Here is an 18,714-nt window from a genome sequence, read left to right as displayed (position 1 = left end):
ATAACTATGAATATGATTTTATTTTTTAGGAGAGTTAAGTAATGATAAAATTTATATTATTAACAATTCTTATAGTTGTTTTTCAAGGTTGTGCAACTTGGACTGGGATAAAACAGGATAGTAATAGAGCTTGGGAAGCAACTAAAGATACTTCAAGTGATGTTTATCACTCTGTAAAAGAATCAATTCATGAGGCGACAGAGTGATAAAAAAGTTTTTTTTCTTTTTTCTAATTTTTTCTTTTTATTTATATGGTGCAACTAATCAAAAAGATTCAATTTTAGAGACAAAAGAGTTTTTAGAAAAATCTTCAAATTATTTAAAAGAACAAATAAGTTTGAAAAAACTCTCTTTTGATGAAGAAATATTTTTAAAAGATTTTTCAACTATTGGAACAAAAATTTTTGATAGATATACTCCAAAATTATCTACTTTTAGAAAAGTTGATAATCTTTTATCTGAAATGGGAGCTTATGATAGTTTGATTATTGAGGTTGATTCTTCAAAAAATCTGATGTATGTAAAAGCAAAATATGATAACAAAACTAAAAATTTGAAGACTTATAAAGTCTCAACAGCAAAGAAAGATATAAAAAAACCCTTAGGTGTTGGAAATATAACTTCGATTACATTAAATCCAGTTTGGTATCCAACTGCTGATACAATACAAAGTTTTAAAAAACGAGGAATAGATTTACCAAAAGTTGTGAAAGGTGGAGATAAGCTAAATTATATGGGAAGTGCTAAGATAAATTTAACGCACAAAGTAGATGGAAAAGAGACTTTTAGAATTCATGGAACACTTAATGAAAAAACGATAGGAAGTTATGAATCAAGTGGTTGTATCAGAATGAAAAATAGTGAAGTTGTACAACTTGTTGCGCTATTAAATGAATTTATAGATTTTAAAAGTATGGATGATATAAAAGTGGTTTTAAAATAAACAATTGATGTTGTATAATTCCACTAAAAAAGGATTGAGTTTTGAATAAAATAGTAATAAAACCAAAAAGTATGGGAACATTTACTTTAAATTGCCCTTATACAAATGAAAAATTAGATAATGATAATAACTCTTTTGAAATTTATGAAGGAGCAGGAAACTATCTATTTTCAATGTGTGAAGATTGTTTATTTTATGATGCAGGAAATAATAATGAAATTGAAAAATATTGGAAAAATTCTGCATTTGAAGCAGTAGAAAAATTTGTAGAAAATCATAAAGAAGATAATATTTTAATCATTGAAGTTCAAAAAAATGATGAGAGTTATTTTTATGGTTTTTTAAATGAAGATAATTTAGAGTTAAGTGAACAAGAGATAGAAAGAAGATTTATTAAACAATTATGATAAAACTATCTTCAAAATAATTTGAAGATAGTTTTTCTTTTTAGTTAGAAGTTTTTAACATTTCCCAGTATTTTTCATATGTAGGTAAAACTTCACCAACATCTGTTTGAAATTCACTGTTTTTTAAATCTTCTTCATTTGGATAGATGATTCTATTGTTTCTTGTTTTCTCATCTAAAAGTTCAAGAGTTTTTGCATTTGGAGAAGGATAACCTATCTCTTCACTTATTATTTTAGATACTTCAGGTTTTAATAAATAGTTTATAAAAATATGAGCATTATCAATATTTTTTGCACCTTTTGGAATAACCAATGAATCTATCCATAAAAGTGCTCCTTCTTTTGGATAAATATATTTTATATTTTCATTCTCTTCATTTGCCATAAATCCTTCACCATTGAAGTTCATCCCTAATTTTACCTCTTCATTTAGATAAACTTGTTTTTGAGATTCTGAATAAAACATTTTTACATTTGGTAAAAGTTCTTTTAGTTTATTGAAAGCCTCTTCTATTTCTTTAGGATTTGTTGAGTTTGCTGAATATCCCAAAACTTTAAGTGCCATACCAAAAACTTCTCTCATATCATCATTTAATAAAATAGAATTTTTATATACTGGATTCCATAGATTTTTCCAAGAATTAATATCTTCTTTTACTAATGAAGTATTATAACTAATACCTGTACTTCCCCATAAGTAAGGAATAGAATAGTTATTATTTGGATCAAAAGGTTTTGATAAAAGTTTTGAATCAAGATTTTTATAGTTTGGAAGTTTTGATTTATCAATTTTTTCTAATAAACCTTCTTTACTCATTTTATTTACAAAATAAGTAGATGGAACGATAATATCATAACCAGAGTTTCCAGCAGTTTTTACTTTTGCATACATTGCTTCATTTGAATCATAAGTTGAATATTTTACTTTAATTCCTGTCTCTTTTGTAAAGTTTTCTAAAACAGATTCAGGCATATACTCAGACCAGTTATAAACATAAAGAACTTTTTCACTTGCAAATAGGGAAATTACAAGGGAAACAATCATAAAAATGGATTTCATTTTTTCTCCTTAATCAAAATTTGTGAAAATAATATCATAATCAATGTGAAAATAAACATGATTGTACAAAGTGCGTTTATTTCAGGTTTTACTCCAAGTCTCACCATAGAGTAAATTTTAAGTGGTAAAATCTCATAATCAGGACCTGTCACAAAAAAGCTAATAACAACATCATCAAGAGATAAGGTAAGACTTAATAAAAATCCTGAAACAATTGCAGGGATTACATTTGGCAAAATAATAGTTTTAAAAGTTGTAAATTCACTTGCTCCTAAATCTTTTGCAGCTTCAATAATATTTTTATCAAAACCATTTAATCTAGCCATTACAGTAACTATTACAAAGGGAAGACAAAATGTAATATGAGCTATTAAAAGAGTAAAAAATCCTAAAGGAAGTGAAATAAAAACAAATAGCATTAAAAGTGAAATTCCCATCACAATTTCAGGTGACATAATAAGAACGTAAACTAAGGATTGCATAAATTTTTTACCAAAAAAATCATATCTATATAGTGTCAGTGCTCCTAAAGTTCCTAAGATTGTAGCTATTATTGCTGATACAAAAGCTACACTTATAGAATGCCAAGCAGCTTCTAAAAGTGCAGATTGATTTAATAAACTTTCATACCATTTTAAAGTAAAACCTTTCCATTCAACACTGTATTTTGAAGAGTTAAAAGAGTAAATGATTAAAACACCAATTGGTAAATATAAAAGAAAATAGATAAAACTTGCATAAACTTTTCTCATCTATTCTCCTTTGGTGTTGTTTTTTGTGATTTTGCTAAAAGTGCCAATAAAATGAACATCATTAAAAGTAAAACAACACTAGCAGCAGAACCAAAAGGCCAATCTCTAAATAATAAAAATTGATTTCTTATAAAACTTCCAAAAATCAACTCTTTTGCTCCACCTAAAATATCAGGAATAAAGAACATTCCAAGTGAGGGTAAAAATACTAAAGTACAACCTGCAATAATTCCAGGAAGTGATAAAGGAATAATTATTGTTTTAAAAATATTATATTTTGAAGCTCCTAAATCTTTTGCTGCTTCAATTAGTTTAAAATCAATTTTTTCAATTGAAACATATAAAGGTAAAATCATAAATGGAAGGAGGGTATACACCATTCCTATAAAAACGGCTGTTTGGGTATACATAATCTCTAAGGGTTCATTTATAATTCCAATAGTTAATAAAAAAGCATTTAATAAACCTTTTGTTTTTAGTATCGCAATTAGGGCGTAAGTTCTTACAAGTGAACTTGTCCAAAAAGGAATAATCACAAGTAAAAGAAGTAAAAATTTATATTTTTTTGCTGTAGTTGCAATAATATATGCAAAAGGATAAGCTAAAATAAGTGCAAAAAATGTAGTTCCAACTGCTAAATAAATTGAATCCAAAAATACAGATAAATAAATAGGATCAAAAAGTTTTATATAACTTTGTAAACTAGGAGTAAAGATTAAAAATTCATTTTCACCTTTTGTTAAAAAACTACTTCCTATTACAAGTAAATTAGGAAATAATGCAAAAACTAAAAGCCAAAAAACAATAAAAAATATTGATATTCTAGAAAATAAAGATAGTTTATTCATGTCCTAAAAGTACCTCCCATCCATCAACCCAATACAAATAAAGTTTTGAACCAATTGCATAACCTAACGCATCACTATCTTCATTGTAAAATTCACTTGCAATAACTTCTTTTCCATCTTCAAGTTTCACCAAAAGGTCGATAGTTGTACCTTTGTAAATAATATTTTCTAATTCTCCTACAAAATAGTTGTTTGTTTTAACATCTTCAAGATTTTTTTCAACTCTAAAATCTTCAGGTCTTATAAGTATCGTACAATAATTTGTCAAAATCTTTTTTGATTTTAAATGAAAAGTTTTTTCATAGTATTGAAGACTCATAAGACCATCTTGTTGTTCTATTATTTTTGTTTCAAAACAATTTGCTTCACCAATAAATTGTGCAACAAAAAGATTTTTAGGGTCTTCATATATCTCTTTTGGAGTTCCTATTTGTTCAATTTTTCCCTTATTCATAACTACAATTCTATCTGACATAGAAAGAGCTTCTTCTTGATCATGAGTTACAAATAAAAAAGTAATTCCAAGTTTTCTTTGTAGCATTTTAAGTTCAATTTGCATCTCTTTTCTAAGTTTATAATCAAGAGCACTAAGTGATTCATCTAATAATAAAATTAAAGGTTTATTTACAACTGCTCTTGCAATTGCAACTCGTTGTTGTTGACCTCCACTTAATTCGTGTGGTTTTTTATGAGAATGTTTCGATAATTTAACCATTGTAAGGGCATTTTCTACCTCTTTTTTTATTTCATCTTTTGGAGTTTTTTTCATCTTTAATCCAAAAGCAACATTGTCAAAAATAGTCATATGTGGGAAAAGAGCATAACTTTGAAATACAGTGTTTACTTCTCTTTCTTCTGGTGGTATATTATTTATATTTTTTTCTTGTAAAATAATTTCACCACTATTTGGATTCTCAAATCCAGCTAAAAGTCTTAAAATAGTTGTTTTCCCACAACCACTAGGACCTAAAAGAGTAAGAAATTCTCCTTCATAAATATCTAGATTTATATTTTTTAAAATTGGAGTATTTTCATAATCTTTGCATAAATCTTTTAGCGTAAACAATTTTTTGTTCATATTTTTTTAATCCTGAAAATAAAATATTATGAGATTAACACAACTCCTATTAATCTACACTTTCAGTGGTTTAATGTGAGTAAGTTATATTTATTAGAATTGATTTTTTATTATTTAATCCATTATAAGCATTTGTAAGATTTAAATAAGTAACAGTTCTGTTTGAATCTATTTATTCTTTATTAATTTTCCAACTTTGTTCTTGAGGTATCCATTTATTTCCTAGTAAAACTTCAATATTGGCTTCATTTGTAGCTTTTTTATCACAAGTTCCAGTTTCATAAAGTCTTTCAAGGATTCTTTGTTCATTGAAGTAAGGGTAGAACTCGTTTGGGTTGTAGGTTGAGATGGAGGTTTTAGCGGTAGGGTTTTCGCCATTTAAAAGACCACTATCTATCCAATAATTCCCACAACAAGTATTTTTATCTACTTTAGCTACATATCCAGCATAATCAACAAATTTCTTATTCTTTTTGTAATTAAAAGATGACCTAACTAAAGAAGCTAAAACTATCTTTTTATCCGGTGCGATACATGCCACAGAAAAAAGAGTTTTGTCATATTTATTTATGATAACCCATTCATTGGGCTCTCCAAGATCTTTGTCTCCAATAGTTATAATGTGTTGAACTTCCTGAAATGGTTCATTTTCTTCTTTTTGAAGTTCGGCTTTTATAATTTCTCCATTTATCTTATAGGTTCTTGATAGTTCTTTTTCGCTTGTATCAATAAGCTTAAAAGAATCTACAATTTCTTTATATTCTTCTGGAGTTGGTGGTGTGATTGCAAAGAGATTTGAACTAAAAAATATTCCTAAAAATGTAATTGTTTTTACAATCTGTTTTTTCATCTATTTTTCCCTTATAGTTTCATTAGATTTAAAAACATTTAAATGCTTAAAAACTCTTATAGGGATTTTAGATTTTTTATTATTTAGTTTCATAAGTTCTATATATTTTTCATAGTTTTGTTTTGCATTATCTTTATTATTTAATCCATTATAAGCATCAGCAATATTTAGATAAGCAACAGTTCTATTTGGAAATTTTTCTATAATTTTTTCTAAAATAAAAATAGCTTCTTTATTTTTATTTGATAGTTGTAAATAATATGCTAAATCATTATATTTTTGAAGAGTTTTTATATTTAATTCCTCATTTTTTAAAACTTCATTGATTTGTTCAAATGTTAATTTTTGATTTGATTTTGCATTTTCTAAAAGTTGATTTAATGTTAAAATAGTAGTAGCTATTTTTTCTTTTATATTCCAACTTTGTTCTTGAGGTATCCATTTATTTCCTAGTAAAACTTCAATATTGGCTTCATTTGTAGCTTTTTTATCACAAGTTCCAGTTTCATAAAGTCTTTCAAGGATTCTTTGTTCATTGAAGTAAGGGTAAGGCTTTTTGTCGCTATCAGGACTATCAACAATAATATTGTCCCAATAATTTTCTAAACTCAGTACATTATCTTTTTCTGCTATGGCTTTATATGAGTCATCATGAATTATATAGATTTTTGCTTTATATCGAATGTATTGTGGATAAATTCTTGATGAATCAGTATAATTTAACACTACTGATAAAACAGCCTCTTTCTTTTTATTTATACAACTAACTATATTCAAGTGTTGTCCATAAATAGTGAATGTTTCATCAAAAAAGTCAGAGTGTATAGTTCCGTTTCTAATCATTTTTTTTGTAGTTTGCAATGAGCCTTTAATATTTTGTTTTGAAAACTCTACTCTACCAAAGCGATCTTCTTCGTAAGTAATTACATCACCTTTTTTGAATATTATTTTTAATGTCCCATTGTTGCTTTTTTGTTGATAGCTTGAGATTTTTTGTAAATGAGTATCAATAAATGACGCATCAATAATACGATCTATTTCTTCATTATAGCTATATAGAGACTGTATCAAAACTATTAATAATATTATTGTAGTTTTTTTCATATTATATTCCTAATACTTTTTTAACTGCATCAAAAAATTCTTGTCTTTCTGTCAAACCATTAGTGCCACCATTAACTTTTTTTGTTACAGATGTAACATCTGTAGTATTTTTGTCAGCCAATAGATTGAGTTGGTTACTATCCCAATACCAACAAGCAGATTCAACAGCATAGTTTATATTTGATGCAATCAAATCTGGATTATTTATAAAATCTTGTATGTCATCAGGATTTTTTGCATTATGGGATGCTTGATAATTCGTATAATTTGTTCTTCCTGTAAGTTGAATCAACCCTCTACCTCTAAAATTATATCCATCATCTGTTCCTATACTATTTCCATTTCTTGTACCGTAAACAGCATTAAATAAATCAGGCTGTTTAAGATATTTCCCATCCAAAGATAATCTGTTTATATCATTATTTCTAGATGGCCATGTGGCCAATGCTGTACTTAAACGATAATATATTCCTTCACCAAAAATTCTAAAACATCCACTTTCATGAGCCACTTGTGCTAAAAAATGAGCAACTCTAAGAGGAGTATTAATCTCATGTTGACAACAATATTTATTTAAAGCATCTATTAACTCTTGATTATTACTTGCTTCTATACATTCCATTGCAACTAACATTTCTTTAGTGATTCCTCTACAAATAGCAATTTCAACCCATTTTTCATAGTTTTTACTAAATTTTCCATCACAGTTAGCATCTATCCAACCTGAAACAAAAGATACATCTTTTATTTCTTCATCTGTTAATTCTAATTTTGTTGCTATTTCTCTTGCTGTAAATTCATATTTTATAATATATTTATTTTCATATATTAAATTATATTTTTTTAATAATTCTATATTATTTGAAACTTTTTCTACTTTTATATTTTCAGCTTTAAAAGAAATATCTTTTATAGGTTCTTTATTATCTCTTAAAAGTTTTATTTCTAAAGTAATATTTTTGAAATTATTTATAAATTCTTCTTTTGAGACTATTGGTTTAGCATGTAATAATATTTTATCATCTAATTTTTTACTCATTAATTTATCCCTAAATCATTTAATTTTTTTTCATCCTCATCAAACACAGCAAAAGCATTAGCATAATCTTGAATATTTTGATTATTGATTATAAATGAATAAAAGTTTATTTCATAAATATTCTCTTTTTTTATATTGTGTTTTATAGTTTGTAAACCATTATATTTAGAGATAAGATTACCTTCTATATTCCATCTGATTTGATTTAACTCCTCTTGAGTTGGTTCTACAATATTTAGAATAGCAGTAGCTTCAATCTCTTCATTAGAAAGATATTTTATTTTTATATCAATTACTTTAATATTTCTTTTTAATTCTATTAAAATATAACCTTCTTCTTTGTGATTATTAGTAAAACAGAAAATATGAGCATATTTATATAAATTGTTTCTTTCAAGATTAACGATTAGATTTAAACCATCAATAGTAATATTATCTTTAGAGATAAAATCAGAATGAAGATCATTGTCAAAAGAGTCATTGTTTTTTATAAAATGCCACTGTAATAAAGAGAGTTGAGAAGAGGATAAAGTATTAGATTGAATCCATGAATCATTTTTATAAAGTAAAGTATTAGCATTAAAAATTAAAGAATCATTTATAGAATTTTGTTTGAGAATATTGGCTTCAATAGAAACTATTTTGAGCTTTTCATAAAGAGGTTTTTGAATATTAACTTTTTCTACATCATTTGCAAATACCCCAGAATAAGAAGAAGTAGTGTCTAAATTATTAGTTTTTAAAAAAATGCCACTTTTATTGATAGTTAAACAATTAGAATTACTTCTTAAAGTAATAGCTTCATTAGCAATAATCTCAATTTTATTTGCTTCTTGTTTTATTGAGTTTGCATTGATATGATAATTGTTTTTTATGTCAAGTCTAAAATTATTAGAAATTTGTAAAAAAAGATTTTGTAAATACTTTTTTTTCACATCTTTTTCTACATATTCCGTTTGATTTCCTTTTACTCTTAATGTAAAATCTTTTTCTATTATTTGTTTTAAATTATCATTAACCAAAAGATTAAGATTTTTGTTAACATTAATATCATAATCCTCTTCAACTGTTAATTCTTTATCTTTCTCTATCTTCTCTTTACTATTTGATTTTACTTCTACTATTTGTTCATTATTTATTATTATTTTTGAATCTCTTTTTATATCTTCTATCTTATCATTCTCTATTATTATCTTTTGATTATGTTTTACTATTCTTGTCTCATCATTTTGTATTAAAGAGTTCATATCTCTTTGTGCTTTTATATTTAATTCTTCTTCTCCTTGTTTATCTTCAAACAATATCTCATTAAATCCTATTTCATCTTCATATTGTGGTGTCGTATATGTTCTTATATAACTTTTTGTTTTATTATTTGGCAAAGAATGTGCTATTTTATTCTCACCATTATATAAGCTCCCTATTATTATTGGTTTATCGGGGTCTCCATTTATAAAGCTTACTATTACTTCACTATTTACTCTTGGTATAAACATTGAACCATAGTTATTTCCACTTGAAATATTTGACACTCTTAAGTAACAAGATGTTGTTTTATTTCTTTCAAAATGAAACACCACTCTTACTCTTCCTTGTTCATCTACATCTATATTATTCTCTTCTTCTTTTAAATTATTCTCATTATTTGAAACTATTGCTGTTTGTATTCCATATATTTTTGATTGTTTTATTGTTTTATTTGGTTTATATATTATTTCTTTTGGAATACAAGTTACTTCTACTTCATATTGTAAGGTTTGATTTAAAGTTGTATATTCATCTAAAGCATTTGGAAAGTATGCTTTATATTTCACTCCTAATATTATTACTTCTTTTGATTTATTTACTTTATCATCATATAGTTCTACTAATAAACTATCTTTTAGTTGTATCTCTTTTGAATAAGCTTTTATTGTTTTTATTTTTGAAGTTTCTCTTAATGAATCTATATTACTATATCTAGTTAAATCTTCATAATAACTCTCATTTAATAGATTCAATTTATCTTTTAATTTTTCTACTTTTAATTCTTGTTGTAATTGTTTACTATTTGGATTTTCTTCTTCATTTTCTTTATATACATTACTATTTATTTTATATTCTTTACTTGGTCTATTATAATCATAATAATCCTCTATATGAGAAGTTGCATTAAATTTTTTGATTATATTAAAATTAGAAATTGATTTTATTACTGGATTTACTAAAGCATAATCATTTAATTGGCATAGTATTACTTTATATGGTTGATTATTACTATAATCAAATATTAAATTATATCCTTCTGTTTGAGCTAACATCATTATAAAATCTAAATCACTTTGATTATATTGAGTTGTATATTCTCTTATTGGTGTTTTATCTTTATCTATTCTTATCTCTAAAGATGTATTTAATAATGCTGAATATCTTTGTATTATTTCATAAATAATATCTTCAAATTTTTTATTCTGAAATATTTCATATTTATTTGTAAAGTTTAAATAATATAAAGGATGTACTACTTCAATTTTATACATATATTTTTTTGCAACAATCGAATCTTCTTCTATTTTACAAATTTTTCCAAATATATTTTTTTTTATTCTTAAATTTATTAAATCTTCAATTATAATTTCTACATCAGTATCTAATAATAAATCAATATTTAAAAATTCATTACTTATAAAAGATACATTAAAACTATATATTTCATCTATATTACTATTCCCTGTTAAAGAATAAATTGAATAATCCTCTTCTATTAATCCTTTTATCTCTTCTTGCTTATAGTTTAATAATTTTATTCTACCTTTTACTTTTTGCAATGTCGCTTTTGTTGATAATAAATCTAAAATTTCTTTCATTATGTTCTCTTTTAGTTTAAGATAAAAAAAGGTGGGTTCCCACCTTTTTTAAGTTAAGCATTTAATCCTACGCCTATTCTCCAATCATCTTCTCCTGAAGTGCTTGCTACTTCATGTCTCCAAGTGATTTTTCTATAAGCAAAAGAAATTTTTTCTAAAGGAGCAACTTGAACTTTAGTTTCTCCTACTTGCATATCCATAAATGAATCAATATTTACAATTACAGCATCTTCTAATACTAAACTAAAATAATGTTCTGGTTTTCCTGTATAACTTGTTCTATACCATTTTAATTCTACATTAGTTAATGTTTCACCTTTTGTTAATGCATTATATAAAAGTGGTGTAGATTTATCTACAAGTTTTGTAATAACTAAAGGTTCATGAACTCTTTGACCTGAAGGTTGTCCAGATTGAGGATCTCTTGGAATTTTAATATTGTGATTAAAAGCTTTTACTAAAGCTTCATTTTCATGTCCTTTTTGAAACGAGTTTCCAACAGATTCAGCAGTAAATGCTCCTTCAGTAATCAAACCTTGAGTACTTCCTTTAATTGAAATAAATACTGGATTATTCATCCTTGCTCCTTAAATAATAAAATAAAACATAATAATATAATAACATAATTTAAAACATTATTTATAAATTATCTTTTTTTATGAAACAATCTTTATTTTTTGAATTTTCTTGTAAAATAAAGGTGAATTTATCGCTATATAATTTACCTTTTATTTCAACTGTATAAGGAATCTGTTTTGTTGATATTTCCCCTTCACAGAAGAATGGAGTGCCTTTTTTTATTATTGGTTTTATATCTTCATATTTTATATCTTCAATATTTTTTAAAGAATCTTGATTAAATTTTAAAATTTCATCATTTGTTGAAATTTTTTGTTCAATTTTTACTTCAGAATTATTATTTTTAGTAAATTTTTCTTCACTATCAACTTCATTGGCAAAAATATGTACAAAAAAAATAGATAAAGTAAGTAATAAATTGATTCCTAAAAGAGAAAATAAAATATATTCTTTTATATCTAAAGTAAATTTTTTATTCTCAATTTTTTCCTCTAATTTATTTATTTTATAAATTAATTTATCTATATTTTCATCAGAGTTTAGATAATTCTGTCTATTTAATTCATGAATTTGTTCTATTATGTTTTTGTATTTAGTATCATCAAGCATTTTAATTCCTAATTTTTTAGAATTTGTTTATTAAATTTTTCCATTCTATATTAGAATTGTTCATAAATATAGAGTTAAAAGATTTTTTATTCCAATAAATAAAATCTATTGGATTTAAATGTTTTTCTAAAAATTTAATTTCATAGTGAAGATGTGGTCCAGTTGATATTCCAGTATTTCCTGATGTTGCAATTACACTATTTTTATCTACAAAATCACCTTCTTTTACAAGAACTTCATCTAGATGAGCATATAAGGTAGTAAATCCAAAGGCATGTAAAATTGTTACAAATTTTCCATAACCTCCATTGTCTTCATTTCTTACTTTATATACAACTCCAGAAGCGGTTGAATAAACATTATTACCAATTTTAGTTTTTAAATCTAATCCAGAATGAAATTTTTCTATATTTGAAATTGGATGTATTCTTTCTCCAAATCTAGAACTGACTTGTACATCTATTAAAGGAAAACCATTTGGAATGATTTTAAATAAATTATTTAAACTATTTTCATCTATTTTATTATTGAATACTATTTTGTCATTTGAATTTAAAACTAAACCAACGTCCATTATTCTATGTAATTCTTTAATTTGTTCAGAAAGTTCTAAAATCTCATCTATTCTATTGTTTATCTGTATTGAATAAAGGTTTTCTTTTGATTTTAAATCATTCTTTAAATCTGAAATAATAAAATTTAAGTAGAAAATATAGATAAAAATAATTAATAAAAGAAATATAATAGATAATATAATTATATTTTTATCTTTTAATACAATTCCTCTAAGCAATATTTTCCTTTAATTTCACAAATTTTCTCATTTTAACTAAAGTAAACTTAATTAGTTTGTAAATATATTATTATAAAATAATTATATAAAATTTTATGACATATATTAATAATTAAATAATAAATAAAGAAATAATATATTAAAATTCATCAAATTACACAGGAAAATGATTTGTTAAGAGAAAGTATTTTAAAAGAATTTGATAATTTTTATGGATATGATTGTAAGTTAGAAGATAATTATCTTTTAATTGAGCAAGAAATAGATAAAGAAACAAGTGTTAATCAAGAAATAATAGATTATAGTTTTTTGATAACAAATTGCGAAAATTATCTTTGTTCGAATACTAAAGATATAAAATTAATTACTTTATGGTTTTATTCAAAATGTAAATTAGAAGGTTTCTCTGGTTTCATTTATTCCTTTGATACTTATATTAAATTTTTAGAAAAATATTTTGAACAATCTTTTCCAAATTCAAAAAAATCAAAAATCAATTTATTACTTTGGTTAGAAACTAATCTAACAAATTTAGTTTCAAAAAATGATGTATTTAAAAAATCTATACAATCAAAACAAGAAATAAATGATTTATTTAAAAAATTATCTGAACTTTTTGTAACTTTAACACAAAAAGATGAAAGGTATTTTAGAAATTTACTTGAAATTACAAAAGAAACAATAATTGATATTGTTAATAAAACTGAGAAAATTGTAGTTCAAAAATTAGAAAAAGAAATAACAGATGTAAAGTCAGATTTTGAGGCTAATAAACTATTAAAAGATGTAAAAACTAAGATTAAAATATTATCAAAATATTATAGAAATAAAAATTTTATAAATATAACAGCTTTAAGAATTACAAGATTTTTATCTTGGTTAGAAGTTGATGGCTTACCACTTTCAGAAGGTAGTAAAACTTCTATTTATCCTCCACAAAAAGATGAATTATTGGCTATAGAAGAGTTATATTCTAAAAAAAACTTTCAAGAAGCTAGTATTTTAATTGAAGAGATTATAGAAGTATCTCCTTTTTGGATAACAGGACATTACTACATATATAATATTTTAATAGAGAATAAATCTTATGAATATGCTGAAGAGATTAAAAATAATTTGTTATCTTTCATAAAAACAAATCAAGAACTTTTAAATTTAAATTTTATTGATGGGAGTCCATTTTGTAATAATGAATCAAAAATATGGATAGAAAACGAACTTAATAGTAAAGAGATAATTTTAGAAAAAGAAGAAACTAAAGAAGAAGATTTTTTAGTATTGGTGAATGAATATGCATCAAGAGGAAAAATAAAAGAAGCAATGAAGTTTTTTGAAAAAAAAGTTTTTGCTTCATCGAATGAAGAAGAAAAATTTAACTTAATAATTGAATATGTGAAATTCGCAATAAAATTTGATAAAAAGGAGATAGCATTAGTTTTACTTGAAGAATTGGAAATAAAAATAAATATTTTTAATCTAACACAATGGAATCCAAGATTATCTGCAAAGGTATATCACTTAATATTAAGTAATTTTACAAACATAGATTTTGAACCATTAAAATTTGAAAATATGTATAAAGTATTTTGTAAACTTGATATAGAAAAAGCATTAGAAATTAAATTATAGGAGAAAAATATGAAGCAATCAGAATCACCAAAAGAAAGAATAAATGTTACTTATAAGCATTCAGTAGGAGAGGCTTTAGAAGATATTGAAATACCATATAAAATGACAATTTTAGGAGAATTTAATCCTTCAGAAGAAAGAAAATCAATTGAAGAGAAAAAAACAATTAATATCAATAAAAATAATTTTAATGAAGTAATAAAAGCTCAAAATTTAAAGTTAAATTTTGATGTAAAAAATAGATTGAATAATTCAAATAATGATTCAATAAAAATTGATTTAGATATAAAACATATTAGTGATTTTTCTCCTGAAAAAATTGTAGAAAAAGTACCTGAACTCAAAAAACTTATGGAACTTAGACAATCATTGATTGCATTAAAAGGTCCATTAGGAAATGTTCCTGCATTTAGAAAAGCAATAGAAAGTTTGGTTCAAGATACAAATAAAAGAGAACAATTATTATCTGAACTTAATTTAATAACTAAAGATAATAATTAAAGGATTAATATGTTAACAAAAGAACAAATTGAAAATAGCCAAATAAGAGAAAATAATAGTTTATTAGATGATATCGTTTCTCATACAAAACTTAATAAAAATGATGATAGCTATAATGTTGTTAAAAATGGTGTTGAAGCATTAATTCAAGAATTAATTAATACAGATGACTCAGAAGAAAGAGTGAATAAATCAGTAATTGATAAAATGATAGCTGAATTAGATAGAAAAATTTCTACTCAAATGGATGAGATTATACATAATAAAAATTTTCAAGAATTAGAATCAAGATGGAGAGGATTATATCTTTTAATAGAGAGAACAGATTTCCGACAGAATATTCTAATGGAAATTTTGAATGTATCTAAAGAAGAGTTAATGGAAGATTTTGAAGATTGTTTAGATATTACTCAATCTGGACTATATAAACATATTTATACAAGTGGTTATGGTCAACATGGAGGACAACCTGTTGGAACAATTGTAGCAGATTATGAATTATCTCCATCTAATTATGATATAAAATTTTTGAATAAAGTATCTTCAATTGCAGCAATGTCTCACGCACCATTCATTGCAGCTGCTGGTCCTAAATTTTTTGGATTGGACAGTTTTGAGGGATTACCTGATTTAAAAGATCTTGAAGATATTATAAATTCACCTCAATTTACTGCTTGGAGGGGATTTAGACAAAATGAAGATTCAAAATATGTAGGTTTAACTTTACCGAGATTCTTACTAAGAGCTCCATATGATCCAGAAGATAATCCAATTTTAAATTTTTCATATAAAGAAGATGTTTCTGCAAGTCATGAAAATTATTTATGGGGAAATACTGTTTATGCTTTTGCTAGTAGATTAACAGAAAGTTTTGCTAGTTATAGATGGTGTACAAATATTATTGGTCCAACTTCTGGAGGTGAAGTAAAAAATTTACCTGTTCATACTTTTGAAAGTATGGGGGATATTGAAATGAAAATTCCAACAGAAGTGTTAATATCTGATAGACGTGAATATGAATTATCAGAACAAGGATTTATTCCATTAGTAATGAGAAAAGGTAATAATTCAGCTACTTTTTTTGCTGCAAGCTCTGTTCAAATTCCAAAAATTTTCCCTGATACAGAAGAAGGTCAAATAGCACAATTAAATTATAAACTAGGTACGCAGTTACCTTATTTATTTGCAATTACAAGAATGTCTCATTATATTAAAGTTTTACAAAGAGAATATATTGGTTCATTTAGAGAAAGAGCTGATTTAGAAAGAGAATTAAATAAATGGGCAAAACAATATATTGCAAATCAAGAAAATCCAAGTTCTGAAATTAGAAGTAAAAGACCATTTAAAAATATGTTAATAGAAGTAAGTGATATTGTAGGTGATCCAGGTTGGTATAAAGTTAGAATTGCATTACGTCCTCATTTTAAGTATATGGGAGCTAATTTTGAATTATCTTTAGTAGGAAAGCTAGAGAAAGAATAATAATGTATAAAGGTAGTTTATTTGAAAGATTAACTCATAAAAAGTTTAATTATTCTAATGATGTAGAAGTATTATATTCTTCTATATCAAATAATTTATCAAAAATATTCTCTACAAATGCAGGAAGTTCTGAAACAGTTTTAGATTATGGAAAACCTGATTTAAACAATATAAATTTAAGTTTAAAAGAATCTATAGAAAAAATAGAAATTAATTGTGAAGATTGTATTAAAAAATATGAACCGAGATTGTTAAAAACAAAAGTTAATATTTTAAGAGAGTCTTTAAAGATGAATAAAATGGAAATACTAATAGAAGGTTACCTAATTGTAAATGGAAATGCAAAGTTGTCTTATTTTAAAACAAATTTGTTAAATGTAGAAAAAGTAAAATTTTATAAAGATATATAAATATGTTTAATGAATATTATAAAAATGAATTAATAGCTTTACGACAAGATGGTGTAAATTTTTCTAAAAAAAATCCTGGATTATCATTTTTTTTGTCAAAAGAGGGACAAGATCCAGATGTTGAAAGATTACTAGAAGGATTTGCTTTCTTAACAGGACGATTAAAACAGCAATTAGATCAAGAATTACCTGAGCTATCAAATACTTTAGTACAACTTCTTTGGCCAAATTATGCTAGGGTTGTTCCATCGTATAGTGTTATTAAATATGATGCAGTTAAAAATGGAAGAGAAAATATTGTAATAAATAAAGGAACAGAAGTTTTAAGTAAATTAAAACCAGATACTATTCAATGTAAATTTAAAACAGTTTATGAAACAACTATTATGCCATTTGAATTAGAAAAAGTTAATTATTCAAATTTTGGTCAAAAAAGTTCTTTAAATTTATCATTTAAAACAACAAATTCTTCAACATTAAAAGATATTAAGTTTGAAAGTTTAAGAATTTTTTTAAATGGTTCAGAATTTTTATCTCAAGATTTATATCTTTTTTTAATGAATTATGTAGAAAATATAGAAGTTATTTTAAAGAATACAGAAAATGAGAATATATCAAAAATCAAAATTGATAAAAATTCTATAAAACCAGTTGGTTTTGATTCAACTGAATATATGTTACCTTATTCGGCAAATATTTTTGAAGGATATATATTATTACAAGAATATTTTTGCTTTAAAGATAAATTTTTATTTGTTGATATTCGTAATTTAAACTTGATTGAAAAAATAAATAGTGATTTGTTATTTCAGTCTAATAGTTTTGAAATAAAGATTGATTTAAAAAAAACTTTTTCATTTTCTGATACTTTAACAAAAGACAATTTTCTTCTTTATTCTACTCCTATAATAAATCTTTTTAATTCAGATGCTACTCCAATAAGAAAGACTTCAACACAAGAAGAATACTTAGTTTTAACTTCTGAAATAAATAGGGAATTTAGTGAAATTTTTCAAATAGAAAAAGTTAGAGGTTGGTCTGATAAAAATAAAAATTATCAAGATTTTTTACCTTTTGAATATTTTGCACATTCAAATGATGATAATGAACATTATTCTATAAAAACTAAACTATCTTTAGATGGAACTCAAACAAATATATATGTTAGATTTTCGAATTTCTCAAAGGATAATTTATTATCTAATATGAATTCTACAATATCAATAAAAACTTTATCTACAAATAAAAATTTACCATCTTCATTAATGACAGGTGATATTTGTGTTTCGAGTTATTCTAATGCTAAGGATGAGACTCCTTTTAAAAATATAACTATCCCAACAAGAAGTTATCCTGCTCCTATAAAAGGAGATTTTTTTTGGAAAATTATTTCAAATTTATCATTAAATTATTTATCTTTAAAAGATATAAAAACTTTGCAAAAGATTTTAGAAGCTTATGATTTTATATCTATTTATGACAAAAAACAGAAAGAAAAAACAAAAAGAATATTAGAAGGATTAATAGATATAAAATTTGAAACAATGGAGTTTATTAATCAAGGATTACCAATAAAAGGTATTCATATAAAATTAAAATTAGATAAAAATAAATTTTCATCCCTTGGTGAAGCATATATATTTTCTTCAGTATTGAATAAATTTTTTGCTTTATATAATAATATAAACTCTTTTCATAAATTAAGTGTAGATGTAATTAATGAAGATTCATTTGAATGGCCTATAAAAATGGGTAATCAGTATTTAATATAAAGATAAAGT

At 24.3% G+C, this 18,714-nt stretch carries 19 protein-coding genes; 8 read left to right on the top strand and 11 right to left on the bottom strand.

Annotated elements, in window-relative coordinates; genetic code table 11:
• Positions 1–41: 41 nt before the first annotated feature.
• Genes ABLL_RS15140 through ABLL_RS11135 form a run of 3 tightly spaced genes read left to right on the top strand, consistent with a single transcriptional unit; the run spans position 42 to position 1,350 of the window.
• Complete coding sequence (locus tag ABLL_RS15140; protein ID WP_014474912.1) at positions 42–206, top strand: hypothetical protein; 165 nt, start codon at positions 42–44, stop codon at positions 204–206.
• On the top strand, positions 203–943 hold the full coding sequence (locus tag ABLL_RS15220) for a L,D-transpeptidase (RefSeq protein WP_014474911.1): 741 nt from the start codon (positions 203–205) through the stop codon (positions 941–943). Before ABLL_RS15140 ends, ABLL_RS15220 begins: the two co-directional genes overlap by 4 nt.
• Before the next feature lie 41 nt (positions 944–984).
• A complete protein-coding gene (locus tag ABLL_RS11135; RefSeq protein ID WP_014474910.1) occupies positions 985–1,350 on the top strand; it encodes a hypothetical protein in 366 nt (121 codons plus the stop codon).
• 40 nt (positions 1,351–1,390) lie between these two features.
• Here ABLL_RS11135 and ABLL_RS11130 read toward each other — a convergent pair whose 3' ends face one another.
• The 11 genes from ABLL_RS11130 to ABLL_RS11080 form a co-directional block, all read right to left on the bottom strand.
• Entirely contained in the window at positions 1,391–2,410 is a 1,020-nt protein-coding gene (locus ABLL_RS11130) for a PotD/PotF family extracellular solute-binding protein (RefSeq protein WP_014474909.1), read from the bottom strand.
• Positions 2,407–3,162 (bottom strand): spermidine/putrescine ABC transporter permease PotC, encoded by a 756-nt coding sequence (potC, locus tag ABLL_RS11125; RefSeq protein WP_014474908.1) that lies wholly within the window; start codon positions 3,160–3,162, stop codon positions 2,407–2,409. Before potC ends, ABLL_RS11130 begins: the two co-directional genes overlap by 4 nt.
• Complete coding sequence (locus tag ABLL_RS11120; protein WP_014474907.1) at positions 3,159–4,010, bottom strand: ABC transporter permease subunit; 852 nt, start codon at positions 4,008–4,010, stop codon at positions 3,159–3,161. The genes potC and ABLL_RS11120 overlap by 4 nt, the downstream gene beginning before the upstream one ends.
• Entirely contained in the window at positions 4,003–5,088 is a 1,086-nt protein-coding gene (gene potA, locus ABLL_RS11115) for a spermidine/putrescine ABC transporter ATP-binding protein PotA (protein WP_014474906.1), read from the bottom strand. The genes ABLL_RS11120 and potA overlap by 8 nt, the downstream gene beginning before the upstream one ends.
• Positions 5,089–5,260: 172 nt before the next feature.
• A complete protein-coding gene (locus ABLL_RS11110; protein ID WP_014474905.1) occupies positions 5,261–5,938 on the bottom strand; it encodes a hypothetical protein in 678 nt (225 codons plus the stop codon).
• Positions 5,939–7,042: a M48 family metallopeptidase gene (locus tag ABLL_RS14790; protein ID WP_014474904.1), complete on the bottom strand. Its 1,104-nt coding sequence runs from the start codon at positions 7,040–7,042 to the stop codon at positions 5,939–5,941.
• Position 7,043: 1 nt separating this feature from the next.
• A complete protein-coding gene (locus tag ABLL_RS11100; RefSeq protein WP_014474903.1) occupies positions 7,044–8,081 on the bottom strand; it encodes a glycoside hydrolase family 19 protein in 1,038 nt (345 codons plus the stop codon).
• Positions 8,081–10,927, bottom strand: a complete 2,847-nt coding sequence (locus ABLL_RS11095) for a type VI secretion system Vgr family protein (RefSeq protein WP_014474902.1) — start codon at positions 10,925–10,927, stop codon at positions 8,081–8,083. The genes ABLL_RS11100 and ABLL_RS11095 overlap by 1 nt, the downstream gene beginning before the upstream one ends.
• A 53-nt stretch (positions 10,928–10,980) precedes the next feature.
• Positions 10,981–11,505 carry an Hcp family type VI secretion system effector gene (locus ABLL_RS11090; protein WP_014474901.1) on the bottom strand — a complete coding sequence of 175 codons (525 nt, stop codon included), beginning with the start codon at positions 11,503–11,505 and terminating at the stop codon, positions 10,981–10,983.
• Between the two features lie 61 nt (positions 11,506–11,566).
• Positions 11,567–12,115, bottom strand: a complete 549-nt coding sequence (locus ABLL_RS11085; RefSeq protein ID WP_014474900.1) for a hypothetical protein — start codon at positions 12,113–12,115, stop codon at positions 11,567–11,569.
• 16 nt (positions 12,116–12,131) lie between these two features.
• Positions 12,132–12,908 carry a M23 family metallopeptidase gene (locus ABLL_RS11080; RefSeq protein ID WP_014474899.1) on the bottom strand — a complete coding sequence of 259 codons (777 nt, stop codon included), beginning with the start codon at positions 12,906–12,908 and terminating at the stop codon, positions 12,132–12,134.
• Between the two features lie 171 nt (positions 12,909–13,079).
• Here ABLL_RS11080 and ABLL_RS11075 point away from each other — a divergent pair, with 171 nt between their 5' ends.
• From ABLL_RS11075 to tssF, 5 genes are read left to right on the top strand one after another with little or no spacing between them, the layout of a single operon-like run.
• Positions 13,080–14,537 (top strand): TssA family type VI secretion system protein, encoded by a 1,458-nt coding sequence (locus ABLL_RS11075; RefSeq protein ID WP_014474898.1) that lies wholly within the window; start codon positions 13,080–13,082, stop codon positions 14,535–14,537.
• A 9-nt stretch (positions 14,538–14,546) separates the two neighbouring features.
• Positions 14,547–15,038: a type VI secretion system contractile sheath small subunit gene (gene tssB, locus ABLL_RS11070; RefSeq protein WP_014474897.1), complete on the top strand. Its 492-nt coding sequence runs from the start codon at positions 14,547–14,549 to the stop codon at positions 15,036–15,038.
• A gap of 9 nt (positions 15,039–15,047) precedes the next feature.
• On the top strand, positions 15,048–16,523 hold the full coding sequence (tssC, locus tag ABLL_RS11065; protein WP_014474896.1) for a type VI secretion system contractile sheath large subunit: 1,476 nt from the start codon (positions 15,048–15,050) through the stop codon (positions 16,521–16,523).
• A gap of 2 nt (positions 16,524–16,525) precedes the next feature.
• Positions 16,526–16,933: a type VI secretion system baseplate subunit TssE gene (gene tssE, locus ABLL_RS11060; RefSeq protein WP_014474895.1), complete on the top strand. Its 408-nt coding sequence runs from the start codon at positions 16,526–16,528 to the stop codon at positions 16,931–16,933.
• A gap of 2 nt (positions 16,934–16,935) precedes the next feature.
• Positions 16,936–18,705: a type VI secretion system baseplate subunit TssF gene (gene tssF, locus ABLL_RS11055; protein ID WP_014474894.1), complete on the top strand. Its 1,770-nt coding sequence runs from the start codon at positions 16,936–16,938 to the stop codon at positions 18,703–18,705.
• Positions 18,706–18,714 lie beyond the last annotated feature (9 nt).

The sequence above is a fragment of the Arcobacter sp. L genome (genome assembly GCF_000284235.1).
In the GTDB taxonomy this organism is placed as follows: domain Bacteria; phylum Campylobacterota; class Campylobacteria; order Campylobacterales; family Arcobacteraceae; genus Aliarcobacter; species Aliarcobacter defluvii.
Note: the sequence above shows the minus strand (reverse complement) of the source record. Positions and strands in the feature narration are given on the sequence as shown.